Raw genomic sequence first — 18896 nt, forward strand, 5'->3', positions numbered from 1 at the left:
GCTTAGAGCTCCCATTTTTATATTAACTTTCTAAGTCTCTATGTTAATTTGAAGAATACTTCATCATAACGTCCGAATACAGCTATATTTTTTTGATTTCTACAATATCACTTGATTCAATGAGCGATTGGATATTACCAAATAAACTTTGAATATAATCAGTCGCTATATGGATATCTAAATCCTCTCTGCTACGCCATTCTTCTAAGAAGAAATATCTACTCGAGTCATTTTCGCTAATATAAAGCTCATATTTCAAGCATCCTTCTTCTTGAAGCGTAGGCTCTATTACACTTTTTAAAAGCGCTTCTAACGTCTCTTTTTGATCTGATTTTGCCTTAATGTTCGCAATTATTGAAATAGTCATTATTTCACCTTGAGTTTGTTTTAGAAGTTTTCTAGTACAATTTTGCCTTTTGACTTACCTGATTCAAGCAACTTATGCGCCTTCTCCAAGTTTGCAGCGTTAATTTTGCCTAGATTTTGGTTGAGGGTACTTCTAATTTTTTGCTGGTCAACTAATTGAGCAACCTGTTGCAATAAATCACTTTGCTTTTCAATATCATCGGTTTCATACATTGAACGAGTGAACATCAACTCCCAATGGATAGAAATAGATTTAGTCTTAAACGGCATAATATCAAATGTTTTTGGATCATCGATCAATCCAAGCTTGCCTTGTGGTGCAATCAGAGAAACTATTTGCTTGATATATGTTTCTGTATGATTTGTAGAGAATACGTATTTTGGTTTTGCAATGCCTAGTGCTTCGATTTGTTCGTTTAAATCTTTGCTATGATCAATGACATGGTCGGCACCAAGTGATTCCACCCAAGATTTCGTTTCTTCACGTGAAGCTGTGGTTATCACGGTCAGATTTGTTTTTGCTTTGAGGAGTTGAATAGCGATTGATCCTACACCGCCTGCACCACCAATAATTAGAATACTGCCAACTTCTGTTTCTGAAATTTGAAACCGATCAAACAGCATTTCCCATGCCGTTATTGCAGTTAATGGCAATGCTGCTGCTTCTGCATTAGATACTGTAATGGGTTTAAGACCGATAATTCGTTCATCGACTGCTTGATACTCAGCATTACTACCATCTCGGGTTAAATCGCCAGCATACCAAACAGAATCTCCTACTTTATACGAGCTAACTTTTGAGCCAACTTCAATAATTTCCCCAACGGCATCCCAACCTAAAATACGATTATTTGCTTCAGACGAATTTTTTCTCACTTTGGTATCAACTGGATTCACCGAGATTGCCTGAACTTTTACCAGTACATCACGCTCCTTAAGCGTAGGCTTTGCTTTTTCAATATCTACCAATGAATTTTTAAAATCATCATGGTGATTGATAACATACGATACGGCTTTCATAGATTTGTCCTTAACTTTAAAAATAGAGTAAAAATGGGAGCGAGGTGCTCCCATTTTTTGTTATTCAATTATTAAAACTCTTGGCTCGTTGGGCGCAAAACAATTTCATTAATATCTACATCTGCAGGCTGTTCAATTGCATAAGCAATTGCTCGAGCGACTGAGTCAGCTGGTATGGCTTGTTTGTAGAAATCAGTAACAAACTCTGAACTTTCTTTATGAGAAGAACCAAATTTTAGTTCTGACTCAACTGCACCAGGCTCAATAGTCGTCGTTCTAATTGTTCCCCCAACCTCATGACGAAGTCCTTCAGAGATGGCTCTTACAGCAAACTTAGTACCGCTATAAACAGTACCTCCTGGACTAAATACTTTTATCCCTGCAACAGATGCGAGATTAATAAAGTGTCCAAAGTTTTGTTTTTGGAAAACAGGTAGGGTAGCTGCTATACCATAAAGAACACCTTTAATATTGATGTCGATCATACGATCCCATTCATCAACTTTTAGCTCACTTAATGGTGCAATAGACATTAATCCAGCATTGTTTACCAATACATCGATTTGACCAAATGCGCTTAATGCCTTTTCAATAAGTGCTTGTACTTCCTGTGGTTTGGTTATATCCATACCAATAAATTCAGCTTGACCACCTTCAGCACGAATGTCGTGAACAATAGCCTCTAATTTTTCAGTGCGTCTAGCACCAAGTACAACCTTTGCACCTTTTTTAGCAAGTAAGCGAGCAGTAGCTTCACCTAAACCACTACTTGCACCAGTGATAACAACAACTTTATTTTCTATATTATTCATACAAGTAACCTTCAACCTATCTGTCAATCATATTTGATGGATTAAGTATTACAGCCTTGTTAGGTATAATAAATGAATAATATTATCTTTCAGAATTCCTATTTACGGAATAATTACCATAACACAGGATTGGACATGCATAACAAATTGGAAATGATGCGTATCTTTTGTGTCGCAGCAGAGTCTCGAAATTTTAAAGAGGCAGCAACTCAGCTGGGTATTTCCCCACAGGCAGTGACACGGGCAATAAAAGAGCTAGAAGAGCAACGCGGAGAGATTCTGTTTTACAGGAGTACTCGACAAATTAAAATTACCGCTGATGGTGAGCGTCTGGCAAAGCAAGCACGTTTTGCGGTGGGATCGATCGATGCTTTGTTTGTAAAAGACACCAAGGAAAAACGAGATGAAATGCGTGGGACTGTCCGCCTTACTGTGTCGTCTGTGTTAGGGCGTAAAGTGGTAGTACCCGCACTAGCAGAATTTGCCATACGTTATCCAGATATTGTCGTGGATTGTGTGCTAACAGATTCACACTCGGATGTGATTGATGAGCGGATAGATATCGGGATCAGATTTGGATTTTTGCCGGACAATCGATATGTGGCAAGGGAATTGGCTAAAGTGAACTTTTATTCTGTGGGTACGCCAGAGTTAATTGATAAGGTTGGAATGCCCAAAAAAATTATTGACCTTGATAAATACCCTCTAACAGCCCTAGTCGATCATAAAACAGGGCGTTACTGGCCATGGACATTCACCGAAAGTCGAAGCTTTACGCCATCAAATCCCCGTTTTATTACAGATGATCTAGAAGCTGAATTTCAAGCGATTCTCGCTGGAGTTGGATTCGGACACATGCCTGGATTTCTAGTTTTGCCGTGGCTTAAGAGTGGTAAGCTCATTCAGATACTTCATGAGGAAACCTCTCCCGTTTGGCGCCTGTATTTATATCGTCCACAGCGGGGCCCGACACCTTTGCGAATCCGAGCATTGTTTGATTACTTAGTGGAAGTGCTGGGCCATATAGAAACCTGAATCAGATAAGATCATCATGTATCTAGAGTAACTACAATTTTTCCTATTTGCTGATTTGATTCAAGATAGCGCTGAGCGGCATGCATGTCCTCAAAGTTAAAGCAACAGTCGATCACTGGACGAAGATATCCTGCACCTATACTGCTCAGAATAAATCGTCTGGCTTGCTCCCTTAGAACAGGGTCATGGAGAACCTCAAGGAACAAAAAACCTCGCATGGTTAAGCTCTTGCGTAATGCAACTTTAAGGGGAAATGGTGTGATCTCCGGGCTAAGTGCACCATGCATAACCATCGTTCCTCCTACCGACATCGCTTTTGCAATCTGTTCAATATGCGGCCCTCCTACAGCATCGAAGACGACATCAAGATGTTCTCCATCCAAACGTGAAACAAGCGCCTCATACAAATCGGGTTCATCTTCACTGGCTATAACATTTTTAACACCGAGATCTAATAAGCGTTGCTTTTTCTCTATCGTCTGTGTACTTGCAATGACCTTAGCACCCGCTGCTTCAGCGATCTGTATCCCAGCTAGTCCTACACTGCTTGAAGCTGCTGTGATCAAGATCGTTTTTCCTTTCGAAACGCCACCAGCATGGATTACACCACCCCAAGCCGTCAAATACTGCATCCAGATTGAAGAAGCTTCTTCCCAGCTTAAACTATCGGGTTTATGAACTAAAAAAGTTTCTGGAATCAGAAGCTTGTCCGCATATGTCCCATATTTGGCTAGATTGTCAGTTGGAAGAATCGATACTGCATCTCCTGGAGAAAATTGGCGTACACCTTCACCTATCGCCAGAACTACGCCTGCTCCCTCATATCCCAGACGAGAGGGGAATACTGCCTTTTGAATATAAGTACCACGCCGAAACATCACATCAGCCCGGTTGAGTCCGATCGTTTTCATCTGTATTAGAACTTCTCCTGCTGCTGGTAAAGCCACAGGAAGTGTTTCTAATGTCAGAACATCTGTATCTCCAATAGAATTGAAGCGCCAAGTCTTGGCCTGAAGTGCGTTAAATGACATCAATAACGACCTTAATATTGGCAGAGCGATCTTGAACAGCATCATGAGCCTCAATCGCTTGATCTAGAGTAAAATGACGAGGATCAACAATAGCACGCAGTTTACCTTCCTCAACGAGACGAGTCGCGATCTTAAGGACATCACCATGATGAGAACGGCGATTGCCTGTTAACATCGGCAATAGGACGAATACGCCAGACACAGTGGCACACCGTAGAGATGAACTCGCTAAATTATGGTTACCAAATGCAGCACAGCTGGTAATGTGGCCATAGTGAGTTGTCATGGAAAGTGAAGCTTCGAGTACTGGACCACCCACAGTGTCGTAAACAATGTTAAAACCTTGACCCTCAGGGCTTGCAGCAATAATGTCATCGGAAGATGCTGTTGTGTAATCGAGAGGTGTTGCACCGAGTTCTGAAATCAGTGATTGATCAGCTGTACGACCAGTCGCCCAAACATTTGCATCAAGTGCTTTTGCAAGCTGAACAACCATATAACCAACGCCACCAGCACCACCCTGAACCAGTACAGTTTGCCCTGGTTGGACCTTCGCATGATCCACTAAACCCTCCCAAGCGGTGAGGAACGTCAATGGTAGTACTGCTGCCTCGCGCATAGAGATATTGCGTGGCTTTAATGCAATCAGATCGGCATCTGCTACAACATATTCTGCTAAAGATCCTTGAAGACCACGAACGCCACCTATCAGACCGTAAACTTCATCTCCAACGTTGAAGTGGGTGACACCTTCACCAACAGCAGTTACAACCCCAGCCATATCTGTTCCCAACACGGCAGGAAGCTCTGGCATAGCATATGGTGCTTCACCAAGACGAATTTTATAATCAATAGGGTTTACACCACTAGCATGAATACGTACCAGAACTTGCCCAGCCTCAGGGTGAGGTATAGGGAGTTCTACACGTTTAAATTCATGATCACCAAAATTTTCTAAGATAAGAGCATTCATCATCTTATTCATAATTGTTCCTTATTTTTAACTGGGGGATGATGTGCACAGTATCAAAGTAAATTAATCCAATAAATGATATTTATAGGATTTAATAATTCCTAAATAATGAATAATAAATATCATCTGCTCACTAAAAATATTCTAGTACAGTCTGTAAAGGCGGTTTAACCTAAACTGTTGGTAGTATTTTCAAGGCTTGAAATATTCAAAATATCTACAAAGTGGCTAAAATTTGAAACATAATTCTAAAAGGTCACAGCATCGCAAAGAACATGAATCAAAATAAAAAAATGGGAGCTAAAAGTCCCATTCTTTGTGACTTTCGCATAAGCTCTATGATGTTAATTTAAAAAAAACTAAAAACAGGGATAGAAAATTTTCGCTAAAGAGCTTTTTGATTTTCGATGTATAAAAAATATTGCTTTTTTTATACTATGGGGTACTATAGTATAAATGCTAGCAAATAAGGAGGTCTGATGCCTAATCAGGTTGACGACAAAAAAAAGATTCTTCTACGCGTCAGAAAGATCAAAGGTCAGACGCAAGCGATTGAAAAAGCGTTAGAAGACAATGTGGAATGTGGTGCAATTCTGCAACAAATATGCTCTGTGCGTGGTGCTATTAATGGTTTAATGAATGAAATGTTGGAGGTTCATTTAAAGGACACATTAGTATCAGGTGAAACCACAGAACAACAACGAAAAGAAGAATTGGCTGAAATCGCCAAGATTCTAAAATCATATTTAAAATAGATCTGTATAAGGAATTATTGCATGAAGTCACGTGCTGCCGTTGCGTTTGGTCCTGGTCAACCTCTTCAAATTGTTGAGGTCGATGTTGCACCACCGAAGAAAGGTGAAGTATTAATCAAGATCTCCCATACCGGTGTGTGTCATACAGACGCATTTACTTTGTCTGGCGATGATCCTGAAGGTGTTTTTCCGGCTATTCTCGGGCATGAAGGTGCTGGTGTTGTCGTTGAGGTTGGTGAAGGCGTGACTAGCGTCAAACCAGGTGATCATGTTATTCCACTTTACACTGCTGAATGTGGCGAGTGCTTATTCTGTAAATCTGGAAAATCGAACTTGTGTATTTCCGTTCGCGAAACTCAAGGTAGAGGCGTAATGCCAGATGGTACCACTCGTTTTTCCTACAATGGTCAACCGATTTACCACTATATGGGCTGCTCAACGTTCAGTGAATACACGGTAGTGGCAGAAGTATCATTGGCTAAAATCAATCCTGAAGCCAATCACGAACATGTCTGCTTACTGGGTTGTGGTGTCACAACGGGTATCGGTGCAGTACACAACACGGCTAAAGTACAAGAGGGTGATAGTGTTGCGGTCTTTGGTTTAGGTGGTATTGGTCTAGCAGTCGTACAAGCCGCACGTCAAGCTAAAGCAGGGCGTATTATTGTGGTTGACATGAATCCAGATAAATTTGCGCTGGCAAAAGAGTTTGGTGCAACGGACTTCTTGAATCCTAAAGACTACGATAAACCAATCCAGCAAGTCATTGTCGAAATGACTGGTTGGGGTGTAGATCATTCATTTGAATGTATTGGTAACGTGAATGTGATGCGTGCAGCTCTTGAAAGTGCACACCGTGGCTGGGGACAATCCGTAATTATTGGTGTAGCTGGCGCGGGTCAGGAAATCTCTACCCGTCCATTCCAACTGGTTACTGGTCGTAAATGGCTAGGTTCTGCCTTTGGTGGCGTAAAAGGTCGTACGCAACTTCCAGGAATGGTTGAAGATGCCATGAAAGGTAAAATTCAATTAGAGCCATTTGTGACACATACGATGGGCTTGGATCAGATCAATGAAGCCTTTGATCTAATGCATGAAGGTAAGTCAATTCGTACTGTAATTCATTACGAATAATTGCGTCAGACCTTATAGTTTTCCATGCATGTGCATCATGAATGATATGCATGGAATCCTCTAAAACGGCACATTATCTGTAAAACCGATCTATCTGTGTAGGCATCGTGTATAGGTTCAATCAACCTGCCTACATTTTAAATCTTTATCACTATTCTCTGTGGAGAATGTCAGATTCTTTGATTACTCGATTTCTCATGAAGTCTTGCTCAACATAGGTAATTGATTATGGAAATAATTGAGAAACATGCTTCTTTTGGTGGATCGCAAGAAGTGTATCGCCATCAGTCAACAGCATTAAACTGTTCAATGAAATTCTCAATATATCTGCCACCTCATGACAAAGATGAGCGGTTGCCAGTTTTATATTGGTTATCAGGACTGACTTGCAACGAACAGAACTTTATTACTAAAGCTGGAGCACAAAAGTATGCGGCTGAACATAAAGTCATTATTGTTGCACCAGATACTAGCCCACGTGGAGAGGATGTACCAGATCATGCAGATTATGATTTAGGCCAAGGCGCAGGATTCTATGTGAATGCAACACAAGCACCCTGGTCACAGCATTTCAAAATGTATGATTATATTGTGGAAGAGCTCAGAAATCTGATTGACCTGAATTTTCCGACCAATCAAGTCCAAAGCATTATGGGGCATAGCATGGGTGGTCATGGTGCATTAGTCATTGGGTTAAAAAATCCTGAGCTGTATAAAAGTATTTCTGCTTTTGCACCAATTGTTGCACCTAGCCAAGTACCTTGGGGGAAAAAGGCTTTTACACACTACCTAGGTGAAACCGAAACTTTATGGAAAAGCTATGATGCGATTGAATTAATCAAAAACGCTGAAGTTCATTTACCTATTTTAGTCGATCAGGGAACAGCTGATGATTTTCTTGAAGAACAGCTAAGGCCTAAGCTTCTTAGTGATATTTGTTTGGAACAAGAATATCCTCTTACACTTAACCTAAGAGAAGGGTATGACCATAGCTATTACTTCATTGCGAGCTTTATAGAGAAACATATAGAGTTTCACAGAAAATTCCTAGCTAAATAACTTTCATAGATATGAGGATGTACAATGTTGTTCTTGAATGCTTCTTGAGCAATATTTTTTGATTCAAATGTTAATGATATTAACTTGAATAAATTCATAGTATTATGTCGAAATAAACATCCAAATTTTGGCTCTGCTATGGAAAATTGTTTTAACCTTTGTACAACAAAACTTTCTGACATGCATGCATTAGCAATGTCAGAATCATTTTGAGTTCTAATCAATTGTGGAGTTTTAGTCATGCTTAAAACAGCTTTATATGTACGTCTTGAAGCTAAACCGGGTAAAGAAGACGAAGTGGAAGCTTTCCTTAAAGGCGGTTTACCAATTGTAATGGAAGAACCTGCTACAGTTGCGTGGTTCGGCCTACGTCTTGGACCTTCAACATTTGGTATTTTTGATGCATTTCCTGATGAGGCGGGTCGCCAAGCACATTTATCTGGCAAGGTTGCAGCTGCTTTGATGGCTCAGGCCGAAGATCTATTCTCAGAGCCACCGTCTATTGAAAAAGTAGATGTTTTGGCAAGTAAACTACCAGCTTAAACCGACGCTTAAATGTATGAAAGTGCTGCCTGAAATTTTGAATGAAAGGCAGCACTTCAACCCTGTGAGGTTTGTCTGAGGCTTTCTATTCAAGTTGGGCTACTTTATTTAATGGCTTAATCTCATCATTTACAAGGGTCAATATCCAAAACAGGGTAAATAAACGAATGCAACTATTTACACGCTTTATATTGAACCAATCTATCTAATTTACTGTCGCATTTGTACATCTGCTAAACCGTGCCAATCTGCTTTTAAAATATTTAATCATTGCTATTTTGTATGAGCCATTCACTGCTTTAGCCAATGCGTTCACGACCATGTCAGTAGTCATGCGTGTTGATACCTTCCATCCAACTATCGCTCGTGAAAATACATCAATAATAAAAGCGGTATAGAACAAGCCTGAATTTTTTAACCATCACTAAAGTCGCAAGCTGAAATAATTTTTATAAAAATAGACGACTGGTCTATTTTTATGTATAGTTAGGATATGGTGTAGGCAAAAGCCGCAGTGTTGTCCGATTTTTTAAAAGTTTATTTGATGAATAACGGTGGTTTTTCAAATCAATTAACTGATCATCCTAGGATAAAAATATGCTGAATTTTAACTTTTATAATCCGACCCGCATTATTTTTGGTGGCGATACAATAGCTAAAATCAATGACTATGTGCCTACAGAAGCAAAAGTATTAATGTTGTTTGGTGGTGAAAGTGTACGTAAGAATGGTACTTTAGCTGAGGTGCGTGAAGCATTAGGTGCAAGAGAAATTCATGAATTTGGCGGAATTGAGCCGAATCCGAGTTATGAAACCCTCATGAAAGCTGTAGAGCTGATTCGAGAACAAAAGATTGATTTCTTGATGGCTGTCGGTGGTGGATCGGTAATTGATGGTACTAAATTTATTGCAGCAGCAGTCAATTATACAGGGGATACATGGGAGATTTTAGAAACCCATGGTACTAAAATTACTCAAGCTTTGCCTTTTGCGAGTGTACTCACCCTTCCGGCAACTGGTTCAGAAATGAATAGCGGTGGGGTAGTCACCAGAAAATTGACCCAAGCCAAATTGTCATTTAGCAGCCCCTATGTTTTTCCGCAATTTTCCGTACTTGATCCGAATAAAACTTTTAGCTTGCCGACGCGCCAGTTAGCAAATGGCGTGGTCGATGCATTTGTTCATGTCATGGAACAGTACTTAACTTACCCTGTGAATGCACAAGTACAAGATCGTTTTGCCGAAGGTCTATTGCAAACTTTGATTGAGATTGGATCGAAAATCTTGGAAGATTCAGCAGATTATGACACGCGTGCGAATTTGATGTGGGCTGCTAGCATGGCACTGAATGGGCTAATTGGAGCTGGTGTACCACAAGATTGGTCAACCCATTTGATTGGACATGAGCTCACGGCTTTATATGGTATTGATCATGCTCGTACCTTGGCCATTGTGTTGCCGGCCAATCTACAAGTGCGTCGTCAAGAGAAGCGAGAAAAATTACTACAGTATGCAGCTCGAGTCTGGCAGATTGTCGAAGGTGATGAAGAACAACGTATTGATACTGCTATTGCTCGTACTCGAGCCTTCTTTGAGCAACTTGGATTGCCGACTCGTCTTAGCGATTATGGACTGGGGGAGACAGATATTGAGATCATCATTACGCAACTTAAATCACACAATCTTACACAGCTAGGCGAACATAAAACTGTTTCATTAGAGATCAGTCGCCAAATTCTCGAGATGAGCATCTAAGCTAAATGCGCGTATTTGGCATGCTCTGACCCTGTAACAATGCTCCTCAATCATGAAAATTATCGGAGAAATAACATGAAAATTTTAATCGTTTTAACCTCACATGATCAACTTGGCAATACTGGTAAGAAAACAGGTTTCTGGCTAGAAGAACTTGCTGCACCGTATTACACCTTTATTGACTCTGGTGCTGAAGTTACGCTGGCGTCGCCTCAAGGTGGGCAGCCACCACTAGATCCGAAAAGTAATTTAGCCGATGCGCAAACTGAAACTACTCATCGGTTTGAAGCTGATCCAACTGCAATGCAAGCATTGGCACAGACGCATAAACTTAGCGAAATTTCTGTAGCTGATTATGACGCAGTGTTTTATCCAGGCGGGCATGGCCCATTGTGGGATTTAGCAGAAGATCCGATTTCAATTTCTCTGATTGAACAGGCGATTCAGTCTGGCAAACCTGTTGCAGCAGTGTGTCATGCCCCAGGTGTTCTTCGTCATGTGAAAGCGAATAATGGAGCGCCTTTAGTTAGCGGTAAATTAGTGACTGGTTTTACTAATACTGAGGAGGAGGCTGTAGGTTTGACTAAAATTGTACCATTTTTAGTTGAAGACATGCTTAAAGAAAACGGTGGTCATTATTCTAAAGTAGATGATTGGCAAGTACATGTTCAAGTAGATGGCTTGCTGGTTACTGGACAAAATCCAGCCTCTTCTGCTGCAACCGCTACAGCATTACTTCAATTGTTGAAATAAAGAGTAGCTAGTGTCTGTTGTGGTGCTTTGCAGTGAATAAAACTTCTGACTTTGAGCAACTGGCGCAACAAGCAAAATAATCGTCACTTAATGGTGAAGGGCCTGAGTGAATAGCTTTCCTTCCTTTATTTTTCTATATACAGGAAGGATGGGTATTTAATTTAGATCAATTAAGTCATGATGACTTGGATACAATGAATTGAATGACAGTAAACTTTTTCAAAACTTAAGCTTAGGCCCTTATGTTTTACAAAACCGTATTGTATTGCCACCATTAACGCAGTCGCGTAGTACTCAACCAGGGAATATTCCAAATGAATTAATGGCAACCTATTATCAACAGCGTGCTGGGACAGGATTTATGGTCACCGAAGGTACGCAAATCGAGCCACGTGGTCAAGGCTATGCTTGGACTCCTGGTATTTACAGCCCTGAACAGATTGCTGGATGGCGTAAAGTGACGGAAGCAGTGCATGCTAAAGGAGGCATTATTTTTGCACAACTTTGGTATGTTGGGCGTGTTTCACATACATCTTTGCAACCCGATCATGCATCACCAGTCGCGCCTTCGGCTATTAAGGCTGATAGTAATGTTAAAGTCTTTATTGAGACCGGGCCCAATGCAGGGGCCTTGGCTGATCCTTCAATGCCACGTGCTTTAAGCAATGCAGAAGTTAAAGAATTAGTGCAACTCTATGCTCAAGCTGCACGCAATGCCTTGGCTGCTGGTTTTGATGGAGTTGAAATTCATTGTGCAAATGGTTATTTGGTAAATCAATTTATCTCTGCACATAGTAACCACCGTGAAGATGAATATGGTGGATCACTAAACAATCGTTTGCGTTTTTTACGTGAAGTAGTAGAGGCAGTTGCTGAGGTGGTTGGTGCAGATCGTTTAGGAGTGCGTTTTGCCCCGCTATTTGAAAGTACAGAGGAAGATCGTGTTTACATAGGGTTGGTTGAAGATGATCCACATGTGACCTATATTGAAGCCATAAAAATACTTGAAGAAGTTGGGATTGCCTATTTATCGATTGCAGAAGCTGATTGGGATAATGCACCAGAACTTCCTCATGATTTTCGTAGAGATGTCAGAGACACTTTCAGTGGTCGGATTATTTATGCAGGTCGATATACGGCAGAAAGAGGGACTCGAATTTTAGAGGCAGGACTGGCCGATTTAATTGCATTTGGACGCCCATTTATTGCGAATCCAGATTTACCCGATCGCATCGCTAATGGCTGGCCATTGAATGCAGTAGATGCAAGCACTATGTATGGTGGGACGGAAAAAGGTTATATTGATTATCCAGCTTACGCAGATTAATCTCGACTAAGTGAGTTATTTTGCCAACCTTTGTGGTTGGCAAAATAAGGGCTTAGGATTGCTGTTGCCAGCACAATTTCTTGTTAAAACAAATTCTTAAAATTTTTTAGCTGTGTAATGAGCCAACCTGCCAGTGGGAAAGAAATCAGTTGCGTTACTGGCACTAATACTATGACTTCAATCAACACCATCATCGGGAAACTTTGATGCTCAGTAATTGGCTTTAATAAAGTGAGTACTAGTAATAGTGTGGGATATAAGCCTAAATATCCGACTAAAATACGAGTCATGAGGGCTTTAGAAGAAGAATTCATTGTGCGCTATACTCATTCATGGATTGTAAATTGATCTAATAGCAATACATGAATAAGTCATCATTGGGCTGCTGTCATTAATTATGTGATTGATATTCAATTCAATTTTTATGAATCTTCACTTTTTAATAGAAATGTAGTTGCTCTCAGCGCTTGATGTAATGGTGTTTTATCTTTTTGCAACTTACTCAGTAATGCTGCACCTAACCACATTTGGTAAAGTACTTGTGCCAAAGTAGAGGCCTCGGTATCTGCTTGGATAGACTGATCCTGTTTTCCCAAATCAATTAAACCAGCAATCCGTTGGATTACATCATCGACGCCAGCGGACATAATGGAGCGCATATCTTCAGATAGATCGGCAACTTCTGCGGCAAGTTTCACAATTAAACAGCTATCCGCCCAACCACACTGTGTTTCAGGATCTTCTATCCATAAATTAAAATACTCAATCAGCTTTTGATAAGGGGATTTATCACTACGCCATACATCATTTAAACGGACTTGGTAATTATCTACATAATGCTGTACCAATTCACATCCGAAAGCTTCCTTGGATTGGAAATAATGATAAAACGAGCCTTTAGGGATTTCACAGCTCTGTAAAATTTCCTGTAATCCTACGCCAGTAAAACCTTTATGCAAAATCAGGTCTGAACTGGTGTTAAGAATGTGTAAGCGCTTCGCTTCAGACTTTTTAATAGGATTAGGCTTCATATTAATTGTTTACTCTATTGTAAAAATAGACCAGTCGTATTGTTTTTTATTATAACTCATCTACAATGGGTGTAAAGAAATTTTAATCATAATTTTTGATTGTGAAGAGAAATACTTCTAAATAAAACATGGAGTTATATGTGTGAAAACAGTTATTAACCAACGCATCGTTTTAGCTCAACGGCCAGTGGGTGAGCCAAAACACAGCGATTTTCGTATTGAGCAAGTTGAGCTCAATGAACTTAAACAAGGCGAAATGTTGTTAAAGACCATTTACTTGTCACTCGATCCTTATATGCGTGGTCGCATGAGTGATGCTCCTTCATATGCAGCACCGGTTGAAATTGGCGAAGTGATGGTCGGTGGAATAGTCAGTCAAGTGGTGGCCTCTAAAAACCCAAAATTCAAAGAAGGCGAATGGGTTCTTTCAGGAAATGGCTGGCAGAGCTACGCAATTTCTAATGGGACAGCATGTCAAAGCTTAGGTATGCAACCTGAACATCCATCTTGGGCATTGGGTATTTTGGGAATGCCAGGATTTACTGCTTATATGGGGTTGTTGGACATTGGTCAGCCTAAAGCCGGTGAAACTTTAGTCGTTGCAGCTGCAACGGGACCTGTTGGTGCTACGGTTGGACAGATTGGCAAACTTAAAGGTTGTCGCGTGGTTGGCGTCGCAGGTGGGGCTGAAAAATGCCGTTATGCAGTAGAAGAACTCGGCTTCGATGCTTGTATCAATCATCATGATGAAAATTTTGCAGAACAATTACAACAAGCAGCTCCCAACGGTATTGATATTTATTATGAGAATGTGGGGGGTAAAGTGTTTGATGCGGTATGGCCATTGCTTAACTCTGCGGCACGTGTACCGGTGTGTGGTGTGGTTTCCCAGTATAACGCTACCGAGCAAGCACAAGGGCCAGACCGTTTACCGGGCTTTATTTCCACCCTTTTAAAAAAGCGTATTCGCATGCAAGGCTTTATTATTTTTGATGATTATGGCAGTCAGTATCCGGAATTCTATCAGCAAATGTCTGAATGGTTGAAAGACGGAAAAATCAAATATAAAGAGCATATGGTGCAAGGTTTAGATAACACAATCAATGCTTTCAATGGTATGTTGAAAGGCGAAAACTTTGGCAAAGTCGTTGTAAAGATTTAAAAAATAGGAATTATCATGATTACACTACATCATTTAGATCAATCACGTTCTTTTCGCATTTTGTGGTTGCTTGAAGAAATCAAGCAGCCCTATGAGCTGAAACGCTATTATCGTGACTTAAACACGCATTTGGCCCCTGAATCTTTAAAAACCATTCATCCTTTAGGGAAATCTCCAGTATTGGAATGGGATGGCAAAGTTATTGCAGAGTCAGGCGCAATCGTTGAGTTATTAATTCAGAAACTTGCGCCGCATTTAGCACCAGATATGGATGAACCTACCTATGTCGATTATCTACAGTGGATTCATTTCTCAGAAAGCTCTGCCATGCTGCCATTTTTGTTAAAAACATTTAATGCGATTGAAACCAAGCAGGGTACGAAGTTGGTATTTCTAGAAAATTATACTCAAGTTGAGTTCGATAAAGTATTTAGCTATTTAAATGAATATTTAAAAGATAAAGAATTTCTAGTCGCAGACCGTTTAACCGGTGCTGACTTTATGATGGGCTTTGGACTACATGCTTTAGTTCATCATATGGGACAAGGTGAAAATTATCCGCATATCCAACGTTATGTAGCAGGTTTAAGCCAACTACCTAGCTGGCAAGCCGCAGTACAAATTGAACAAAATGGTGTGAAAAGTCAAAAATAGCAAGATTATTTTTTTAAGGCAATTTAGATAAAGAATCGTGCTTGACAAGTACATCTAGTTAAAAAATAAGCTGACACATATTTAAGTAAACGCCTAATGAATTTCATCGGGCGTTCTCTATTTTAAAGATAAGGAATTACCATTATTTAAGACAAGTTTCGCCTATTATTCCCCTGCAAATTCCTATCAAAAGAGTTTGAATATCACGAAGGTTACGTTGAAAGATATAATCAACTTTTGAAAGAAAGAAACGTGACTAACGGACAGCAAGATTAAATATTCCTCGGGGTATTAAACAAGTAAACTACATCATTTTACTAACATAAACACATACACGTAAAAATCACGCCCCAGTTTAACTGGCAATAGTTTTTGAACCCTTGTATTAAAATTTAAACGAATCTAGCAATTCTTTATTTGATGTTAATACTCATCCAGTATTGAGGTTTTTTATCTTTTCTTGCTTGTGATCTAGGTTGAAATACTCTAATTTCATACTCACCTGAAGCAGGTAAAATTTAAATACGATTATCATCAAGCTCTGGAGAATATTCTCCAAGATTGATGGAGTCTTTTAATTGATTACCCCATAAGTAAGTTTCAACATTTCCTCCAGTCAACTTAACTTTTAACTTTTGCCCTTTTTTAGCATAAAATTTGTAGGAATCATACTTGTATCCATCTAGCCTTCCGTAATAATTTGCAGAGTCAGCTTTTTTAGCAAACTTAACTACAACAGTCTTTCGTATATCATTGTTATCATTTGCAAGTACGGCAGGGCTAAGCATAGTTTAAGTTAGGGCCATAAAAGCACTAGCTAGTAATTTCGTATTCGCTATTTTCATAAGGTTACCTTAATTCTTGTATCGCTCCTGACATAGTAACATAAGTAATAAACTCGAATCCAAAATTGGCGTTTAGCAATTAATTGGTTTACGATTCAGTTCGATGATCCATTAAAAGATTATTTATAAAAAATGGAACTTACACAAAATAATTTACAGGCTCAATTAATGCCATTTCGTACTTGTTGCAAAATCCAATCCTCATATTCTTGTAGTGTTTCTTGTAGCATATCCATAGGTCGTACGATGTAGTGCCTTTCAACTAATGCACTAGGTTTATGACCTGATATCTGTGCTAAAGATCCTTCATTGATTTTTGCCCAAATAGCTAACGTTTTATATGATCTCCTCAATCCATGGGGAGTAAGTTCAATATTTAGTTTTTTACATATTTTCTCTAAGCTATCGTAAGGATTAACAATATGGCCACATTCAGCGCCCTTACTACTAAATATGAATTTAGAATCAGAATTTTTCTTTAGTTCTAATAATAAGCTTTCAACATATGCAGTTAGAGGGATTAGGCGACCTTCATCTTCAATTTTATCTCTGACTTTTGCTGTTTTCCAACGAAAATCGACATCTGTCCATTTTAATGAAAGTAGCTCATTCTTTCTGCAACCAGTGATTAAACTACATATCAAAAAAATCGTAATTTTTCTACTAGTTAACTTATTTACCTCTTCAAACCATGGTTTTAGGTGCTGTTTCATCAAACAATCATTTTTGGCTTTGGAGGAAGGGACTTTATCTTTAACCTTCTTGGCGTTATATGATTTTGGAGGTATTAAGTTTTCATAGTTTTCATGTTCCTCGCACCAATTCAGAAAAGCGCGTGTGAGTCGATATGCTTTAGCTGATGTTGTAGGACGATAGTCATTTTGATCAAGCCAATCACAAAACACATCAGCAGTTAATTCAGAAAGCTTGTACTCAAACAGTTGATAAATGGGTTGATTAGTATAAATACTATTTTTTTCAGGATCGTAACCACCTCTAGATAATTCGATATGATCCTGATAGCTTCTTGGTCGCCAATTAGGTTGTCTTGCTTTTAAATATTCAAACCATACATCTTTAAATTTAATAGTTTTACGCTTTTCTTGTTTTAGCAGTTCTTTATTATCAGCTAAAGCTTTCTTACGCTCGATTAATAGGTCAATCCCTTTGTGGCACATAATCGCCAATTCTTGTGCATATTTACGAGCGTCATCTAATTTCTATACATCAACTTCACCAATTTTGATACGACGGTTTTGAAGACCAATACGACCTTGGAAGATGTAGCTTTTATTATTTTTAGGAGTGATTTTAACTCCAAATCCTGGAGTTTTATCATCCCAATAGAATACGGCTTTGTCATGTCTCGTACAATCAAGTTTATCTATGACTGGTTTCGTTAGTTTCATATATTAGTAAGTGTCTAGTAAGCAAGTAGTAAGCAAAATCAATATATAATAATCAACAAAAATAGTGAAAAATCAACTTTATAAAATTAATAAGTATATGATAAAATAGATTTTATGTTTGTAAGTTGTTAGTTTTATTCTTTTGGAATAAAGAACTCATAATCCGTTGGTCCCGTGTTCAAGTCACGGTGGGCCCACCAAGTATTTAACCTTCTAATCCATGTGTTTAGAGGGTTTTCTTGTAAGTAAAATAAGAAAAAGACATTAGGACCAACGGTCTATTTGATGGTCCATCAGTTCAAAAATCCGATGGACCAATTGATGGTCAAACCTCTTCTAGATTCGACATTTCCGCTAGTTCATTTGCCAATTGCTCAGCCTGTTCTATAACAGTTTCAGTCGCTAGTAATGCCATATCAGGTGGATATCCATATTTTTTTAGCAGTCGTTTCACAATTACTCTTAACTTTGCACGTGCAGCTTCTTTAATTGTCCAATCCAACGTGACATTTTGGCGAATAGATTCAGTGAGTATTACTACAAGCTCTCTAAGGATATCTTTTTGCATCAGTTCTCTTGCACTGTCATTTTCAGCGACAGCAGAGTAAAAGGCATACTTGTATTCAGTTAGATTGAGTTCGGCAGCAAGCTTGTCAGATTCCTGAATGGTCTTTGCAAGCTTGATGAGTTCGTCAATCACTTCAGCAGCAGTCAATACTTTATTCTGATAGCCCTTAATGGCCGTACTGAGCATATCCATGAGCTTTTTGCCTTGGGTGATGCTACGTTGACCTCTGATTTTGATTTCATCAGCTAACAGTTTTTTCAGTGTTTCAAGCGCAATATTTTTATGCTGATAGTCTTTCATCTCTTGCATGAACTCATCTGAGAGAATCGAAATATCAGGTTTCTGAATACCAGCCGCATCGAAGATATCGACCACTTGTTCAGTAACTAAGGCTTGATCAATTGTTTGCTTCACTTTAGCTTCAAGTTCGGCATTACTCATACCTGAAATTTTGCCTGTACCATCGCTAAATTTTACTAATCGAGCTTTTACGGCTTGAAAGAATGCAACGATAGGAGCTGCTTCCATTGCAGAAGGATGGGGAACAGCTAAAGCAAATGCTTGAGACATAGCTGTAACCGCAGTGAGAAAGCGGTTTTTAGCTTGTCCTTGCTCTATACCCAAAATATGCTCTTCAGACTCTAAAATAATACTTAACTTGCGT

At 39.3% G+C, this 18896-nt stretch carries 18 protein-coding genes and 3 pseudogenes; 10 read left to right on the top strand and 11 right to left on the bottom strand.

Annotation, left to right across the window (positions count from 1 at the left end; translation table 11 throughout):
- Positions 1 to 82 precede the first annotated feature (82 nt).
- The 3 genes from IRT38_RS09755 to IRT38_RS09765 all read right to left on the bottom strand — a co-directional run bounded on the left by IRT38_RS09755 (position 83) and on the right by IRT38_RS09765 (position 2198).
- Positions 83 to 367 carry a putative quinol monooxygenase gene (locus tag IRT38_RS09755; RefSeq protein WP_194597570.1) on the bottom strand — a complete coding sequence of 95 codons (285 nt, stop codon included), beginning with the start codon at positions 365 to 367 and terminating at the stop codon, positions 83 to 85.
- A gap of 20 nt (positions 368 to 387) precedes the next feature.
- Complete coding sequence (locus tag IRT38_RS09760; RefSeq protein WP_194597571.1) at positions 388 to 1386, bottom strand: zinc-binding alcohol dehydrogenase family protein; 999 nt, start codon at positions 1384 to 1386, stop codon at positions 388 to 390.
- Positions 1387 to 1457: 71 nt separating this feature from the next.
- Positions 1458 to 2198: an SDR family oxidoreductase gene (locus IRT38_RS09765; RefSeq protein ID WP_004915298.1), complete on the bottom strand. Its 741-nt coding sequence runs from the start codon at positions 2196 to 2198 to the stop codon at positions 1458 to 1460.
- Between the two features lie 135 nt (positions 2199 to 2333).
- On the opposite strand from IRT38_RS09765, the gene IRT38_RS09770 reads away from it, so the two are divergent.
- Positions 2334 to 3233, top strand: a complete 900-nt coding sequence (locus IRT38_RS09770; protein ID WP_194597584.1) for a LysR family transcriptional regulator — start codon at positions 2334 to 2336, stop codon at positions 3231 to 3233.
- A gap of 14 nt (positions 3234 to 3247) precedes the next feature.
- Here IRT38_RS09770 and IRT38_RS09775 read toward each other — a convergent pair whose 3' ends face one another.
- Entirely contained in the window at positions 3248 to 4264 is a 1017-nt protein-coding gene (locus tag IRT38_RS09775) for a zinc-dependent alcohol dehydrogenase family protein (protein ID WP_194597572.1), read from the bottom strand.
- Positions 4254 to 5249: a zinc-dependent alcohol dehydrogenase family protein gene (locus tag IRT38_RS09780; protein ID WP_194597573.1), complete on the bottom strand. Its 996-nt coding sequence runs from the start codon at positions 5247 to 5249 to the stop codon at positions 4254 to 4256. Before IRT38_RS09780 ends, IRT38_RS09775 begins: the two co-directional genes overlap by 11 nt.
- 467 nt (positions 5250 to 5716) lie before the next feature.
- On the opposite strand from IRT38_RS09780, the gene IRT38_RS09785 reads away from it, so the two are divergent.
- The 4 genes from IRT38_RS09785 to IRT38_RS09800 all read left to right on the top strand — a co-directional run bounded on the left by IRT38_RS09785 (position 5717) and on the right by IRT38_RS09800 (position 8728).
- Positions 5717 to 5992, top strand: coding sequence for a metal/formaldehyde-sensitive transcriptional repressor (locus IRT38_RS09785; protein ID WP_005105873.1), 276 nt, complete (start codon positions 5717 to 5719; stop codon positions 5990 to 5992).
- Between the two features lie 21 nt (positions 5993 to 6013).
- Positions 6014 to 7126 carry an S-(hydroxymethyl)glutathione dehydrogenase/class III alcohol dehydrogenase gene (locus IRT38_RS09790; RefSeq protein ID WP_004682263.1) on the top strand — a complete coding sequence of 371 codons (1113 nt, stop codon included), beginning with the start codon at positions 6014 to 6016 and terminating at the stop codon, positions 7124 to 7126.
- 228 nt (positions 7127 to 7354) lie between these two features.
- Positions 7355 to 8185, top strand: coding sequence for an S-formylglutathione hydrolase (fghA, locus tag IRT38_RS09795; RefSeq protein ID WP_194597574.1), 831 nt, complete (start codon positions 7355 to 7357; stop codon positions 8183 to 8185).
- Positions 8186 to 8425: 240 nt separating this feature from the next.
- Positions 8426 to 8728 carry a putative quinol monooxygenase gene (locus IRT38_RS09800; RefSeq protein ID WP_194597575.1) on the top strand — a complete coding sequence of 101 codons (303 nt, stop codon included), beginning with the start codon at positions 8426 to 8428 and terminating at the stop codon, positions 8726 to 8728.
- An 85-nt stretch (positions 8729 to 8813) separates the two neighbouring features.
- Here IRT38_RS09800 and IRT38_RS17715 read toward each other — a convergent pair.
- A pseudogene (locus tag IRT38_RS17715) lies at positions 8814 to 9140 on the bottom strand (IS3 family transposase); the annotation flags it as partial.
- Positions 9141 to 9325: 185 nt separating this feature from the next.
- Between IRT38_RS17715 and IRT38_RS09810 the strand changes: the two are divergent.
- From IRT38_RS09810 to IRT38_RS09820, 3 genes are all read left to right on the top strand, one after another.
- The gene (locus IRT38_RS09810; protein ID WP_194597576.1) at positions 9326 to 10483 is read left to right on the top strand and encodes an iron-containing alcohol dehydrogenase; all 1158 of its coding nucleotides are present in this window, start codon (positions 9326 to 9328) and stop codon (positions 10481 to 10483) included.
- A gap of 75 nt (positions 10484 to 10558) precedes the next feature.
- On the top strand, positions 10559 to 11236 hold the full coding sequence (locus IRT38_RS09815; protein WP_194597577.1) for a type 1 glutamine amidotransferase domain-containing protein: 678 nt from the start codon (positions 10559 to 10561) through the stop codon (positions 11234 to 11236).
- A gap of 199 nt (positions 11237 to 11435) precedes the next feature.
- Entirely contained in the window at positions 11436 to 12563 is a 1128-nt protein-coding gene (locus IRT38_RS09820) for an alkene reductase (protein ID WP_194597578.1), read from the top strand.
- An 83-nt stretch (positions 12564 to 12646) separates the two neighbouring features.
- Here the strand turns inward: IRT38_RS09820 and IRT38_RS09825 are convergent, their stop codons facing one another.
- Together IRT38_RS09825 and IRT38_RS09830 are read right to left on the bottom strand one after the other, a co-directional pair.
- Positions 12647 to 12877: a hypothetical protein gene (locus IRT38_RS09825; protein ID WP_042053084.1), complete on the bottom strand. Its 231-nt coding sequence runs from the start codon at positions 12875 to 12877 to the stop codon at positions 12647 to 12649.
- A 108-nt stretch (positions 12878 to 12985) separates the two neighbouring features.
- Positions 12986 to 13594: a TetR/AcrR family transcriptional regulator gene (locus tag IRT38_RS09830; protein ID WP_194597579.1), complete on the bottom strand. Its 609-nt coding sequence runs from the start codon at positions 13592 to 13594 to the stop codon at positions 12986 to 12988.
- A gap of 142 nt (positions 13595 to 13736) precedes the next feature.
- On the opposite strand from IRT38_RS09830, the gene IRT38_RS09835 reads away from it, so the two are divergent.
- Both IRT38_RS09835 and IRT38_RS09840 read left to right on the top strand, forming a co-directional pair.
- Positions 13737 to 14756 carry an NADP-dependent oxidoreductase gene (locus tag IRT38_RS09835; protein WP_194597580.1) on the top strand — a complete coding sequence of 340 codons (1020 nt, stop codon included), beginning with the start codon at positions 13737 to 13739 and terminating at the stop codon, positions 14754 to 14756.
- Between the two features lie 15 nt (positions 14757 to 14771).
- Positions 14772 to 15410, top strand: a complete 639-nt coding sequence (locus tag IRT38_RS09840; protein ID WP_194597581.1) for a glutathione S-transferase family protein — start codon at positions 14772 to 14774, stop codon at positions 15408 to 15410.
- Between the two features lie 413 nt (positions 15411 to 15823).
- Here IRT38_RS09840 and IRT38_RS17550 read toward each other — a convergent pair.
- The 3 genes and pseudogenes from IRT38_RS17550 to IRT38_RS09860 form a co-directional block, all read right to left on the bottom strand.
- Positions 15824 to 16198: pseudogene (locus IRT38_RS17550) on the bottom strand (PPC domain-containing protein).
- Between the two features lie 218 nt (positions 16199 to 16416).
- A pseudogene (locus tag IRT38_RS09850) lies at positions 16417 to 17664 on the bottom strand (tyrosine-type recombinase/integrase).
- A gap of 325 nt (positions 17665 to 17989) precedes the next feature.
- On the bottom strand, positions 17990 to 18896 hold a 907-nt coding region (locus IRT38_RS09860; RefSeq protein WP_194597583.1), incomplete at its 5' end, for a DUF3387 domain-containing protein.

It is taken from the genome of Acinetobacter sp. SK-43 (assembly GCF_015351505.1).
Lineage (GTDB): Bacteria > Pseudomonadota > Gammaproteobacteria > Pseudomonadales > Moraxellaceae > Acinetobacter > Acinetobacter junii.

What these genes read in the sequence shown, in the direction of transcription:
- IRT38_RS09780 (WP_194597573.1), bottom strand. Translation starts at nt 5,249, where the DNA reads ATGAATAAGATGATGAATGCTCTTATCTTAGAAAATTTTGGTGATCAT.
- IRT38_RS09760 (WP_194597571.1), bottom strand. Translation starts at nt 1,386, where the DNA reads ATGAAAGCCGTATCGTATGTTATCAATCACCATGATGATTTTAAAAAT.
- IRT38_RS09755 (WP_194597570.1), bottom strand. Translation starts at nt 367, where the DNA reads ATGACTATTTCAATAATTGCGAACATTAAGGCAAAATCAGATCAAAAA.
- IRT38_RS09825 (WP_042053084.1), bottom strand. Translation starts at nt 12,877, where the DNA reads ATGAATTCTTCTTCTAAAGCCCTCATGACTCGTATTTTAGTCGGATAT.
- IRT38_RS09840 (WP_194597581.1), top strand. Translation starts at nt 14,772, where the DNA reads ATGATTACACTACATCATTTAGATCAATCACGTTCTTTTCGCATTTTG.
- IRT38_RS09800 (WP_194597575.1), top strand. Translation starts at nt 8,426, where the DNA reads ATGCTTAAAACAGCTTTATATGTACGTCTTGAAGCTAAACCGGGTAAA.
- IRT38_RS09810 (WP_194597576.1), top strand. Translation starts at nt 9,326, where the DNA reads ATGCTGAATTTTAACTTTTATAATCCGACCCGCATTATTTTTGGTGGC.
- IRT38_RS09790 (WP_004682263.1), top strand. Translation starts at nt 6,014, where the DNA reads ATGAAGTCACGTGCTGCCGTTGCGTTTGGTCCTGGTCAACCTCTTCAA.
- IRT38_RS09815 (WP_194597577.1), top strand. Translation starts at nt 10,559, where the DNA reads ATGAAAATTTTAATCGTTTTAACCTCACATGATCAACTTGGCAATACT.
- IRT38_RS09785 (WP_005105873.1), top strand. Translation starts at nt 5,717, where the DNA reads ATGCCTAATCAGGTTGACGACAAAAAAAAGATTCTTCTACGCGTCAGA.
- fghA (WP_194597574.1), top strand. Translation starts at nt 7,355, where the DNA reads ATGGAAATAATTGAGAAACATGCTTCTTTTGGTGGATCGCAAGAAGTG.
- IRT38_RS09775 (WP_194597572.1), bottom strand. Translation starts at nt 4,264, where the DNA reads ATGTCATTTAACGCACTTCAGGCCAAGACTTGGCGCTTCAATTCTATT.
- IRT38_RS09830 (WP_194597579.1), bottom strand. Translation starts at nt 13,594, where the DNA reads ATGAAGCCTAATCCTATTAAAAAGTCTGAAGCGAAGCGCTTACACATT.
- IRT38_RS09765 (WP_004915298.1), bottom strand. Translation starts at nt 2,198, where the DNA reads ATGAATAATATAGAAAATAAAGTTGTTGTTATCACTGGTGCAAGTAGT.
- IRT38_RS09770 (WP_194597584.1), top strand. Translation starts at nt 2,334, where the DNA reads ATGCATAACAAATTGGAAATGATGCGTATCTTTTGTGTCGCAGCAGAG.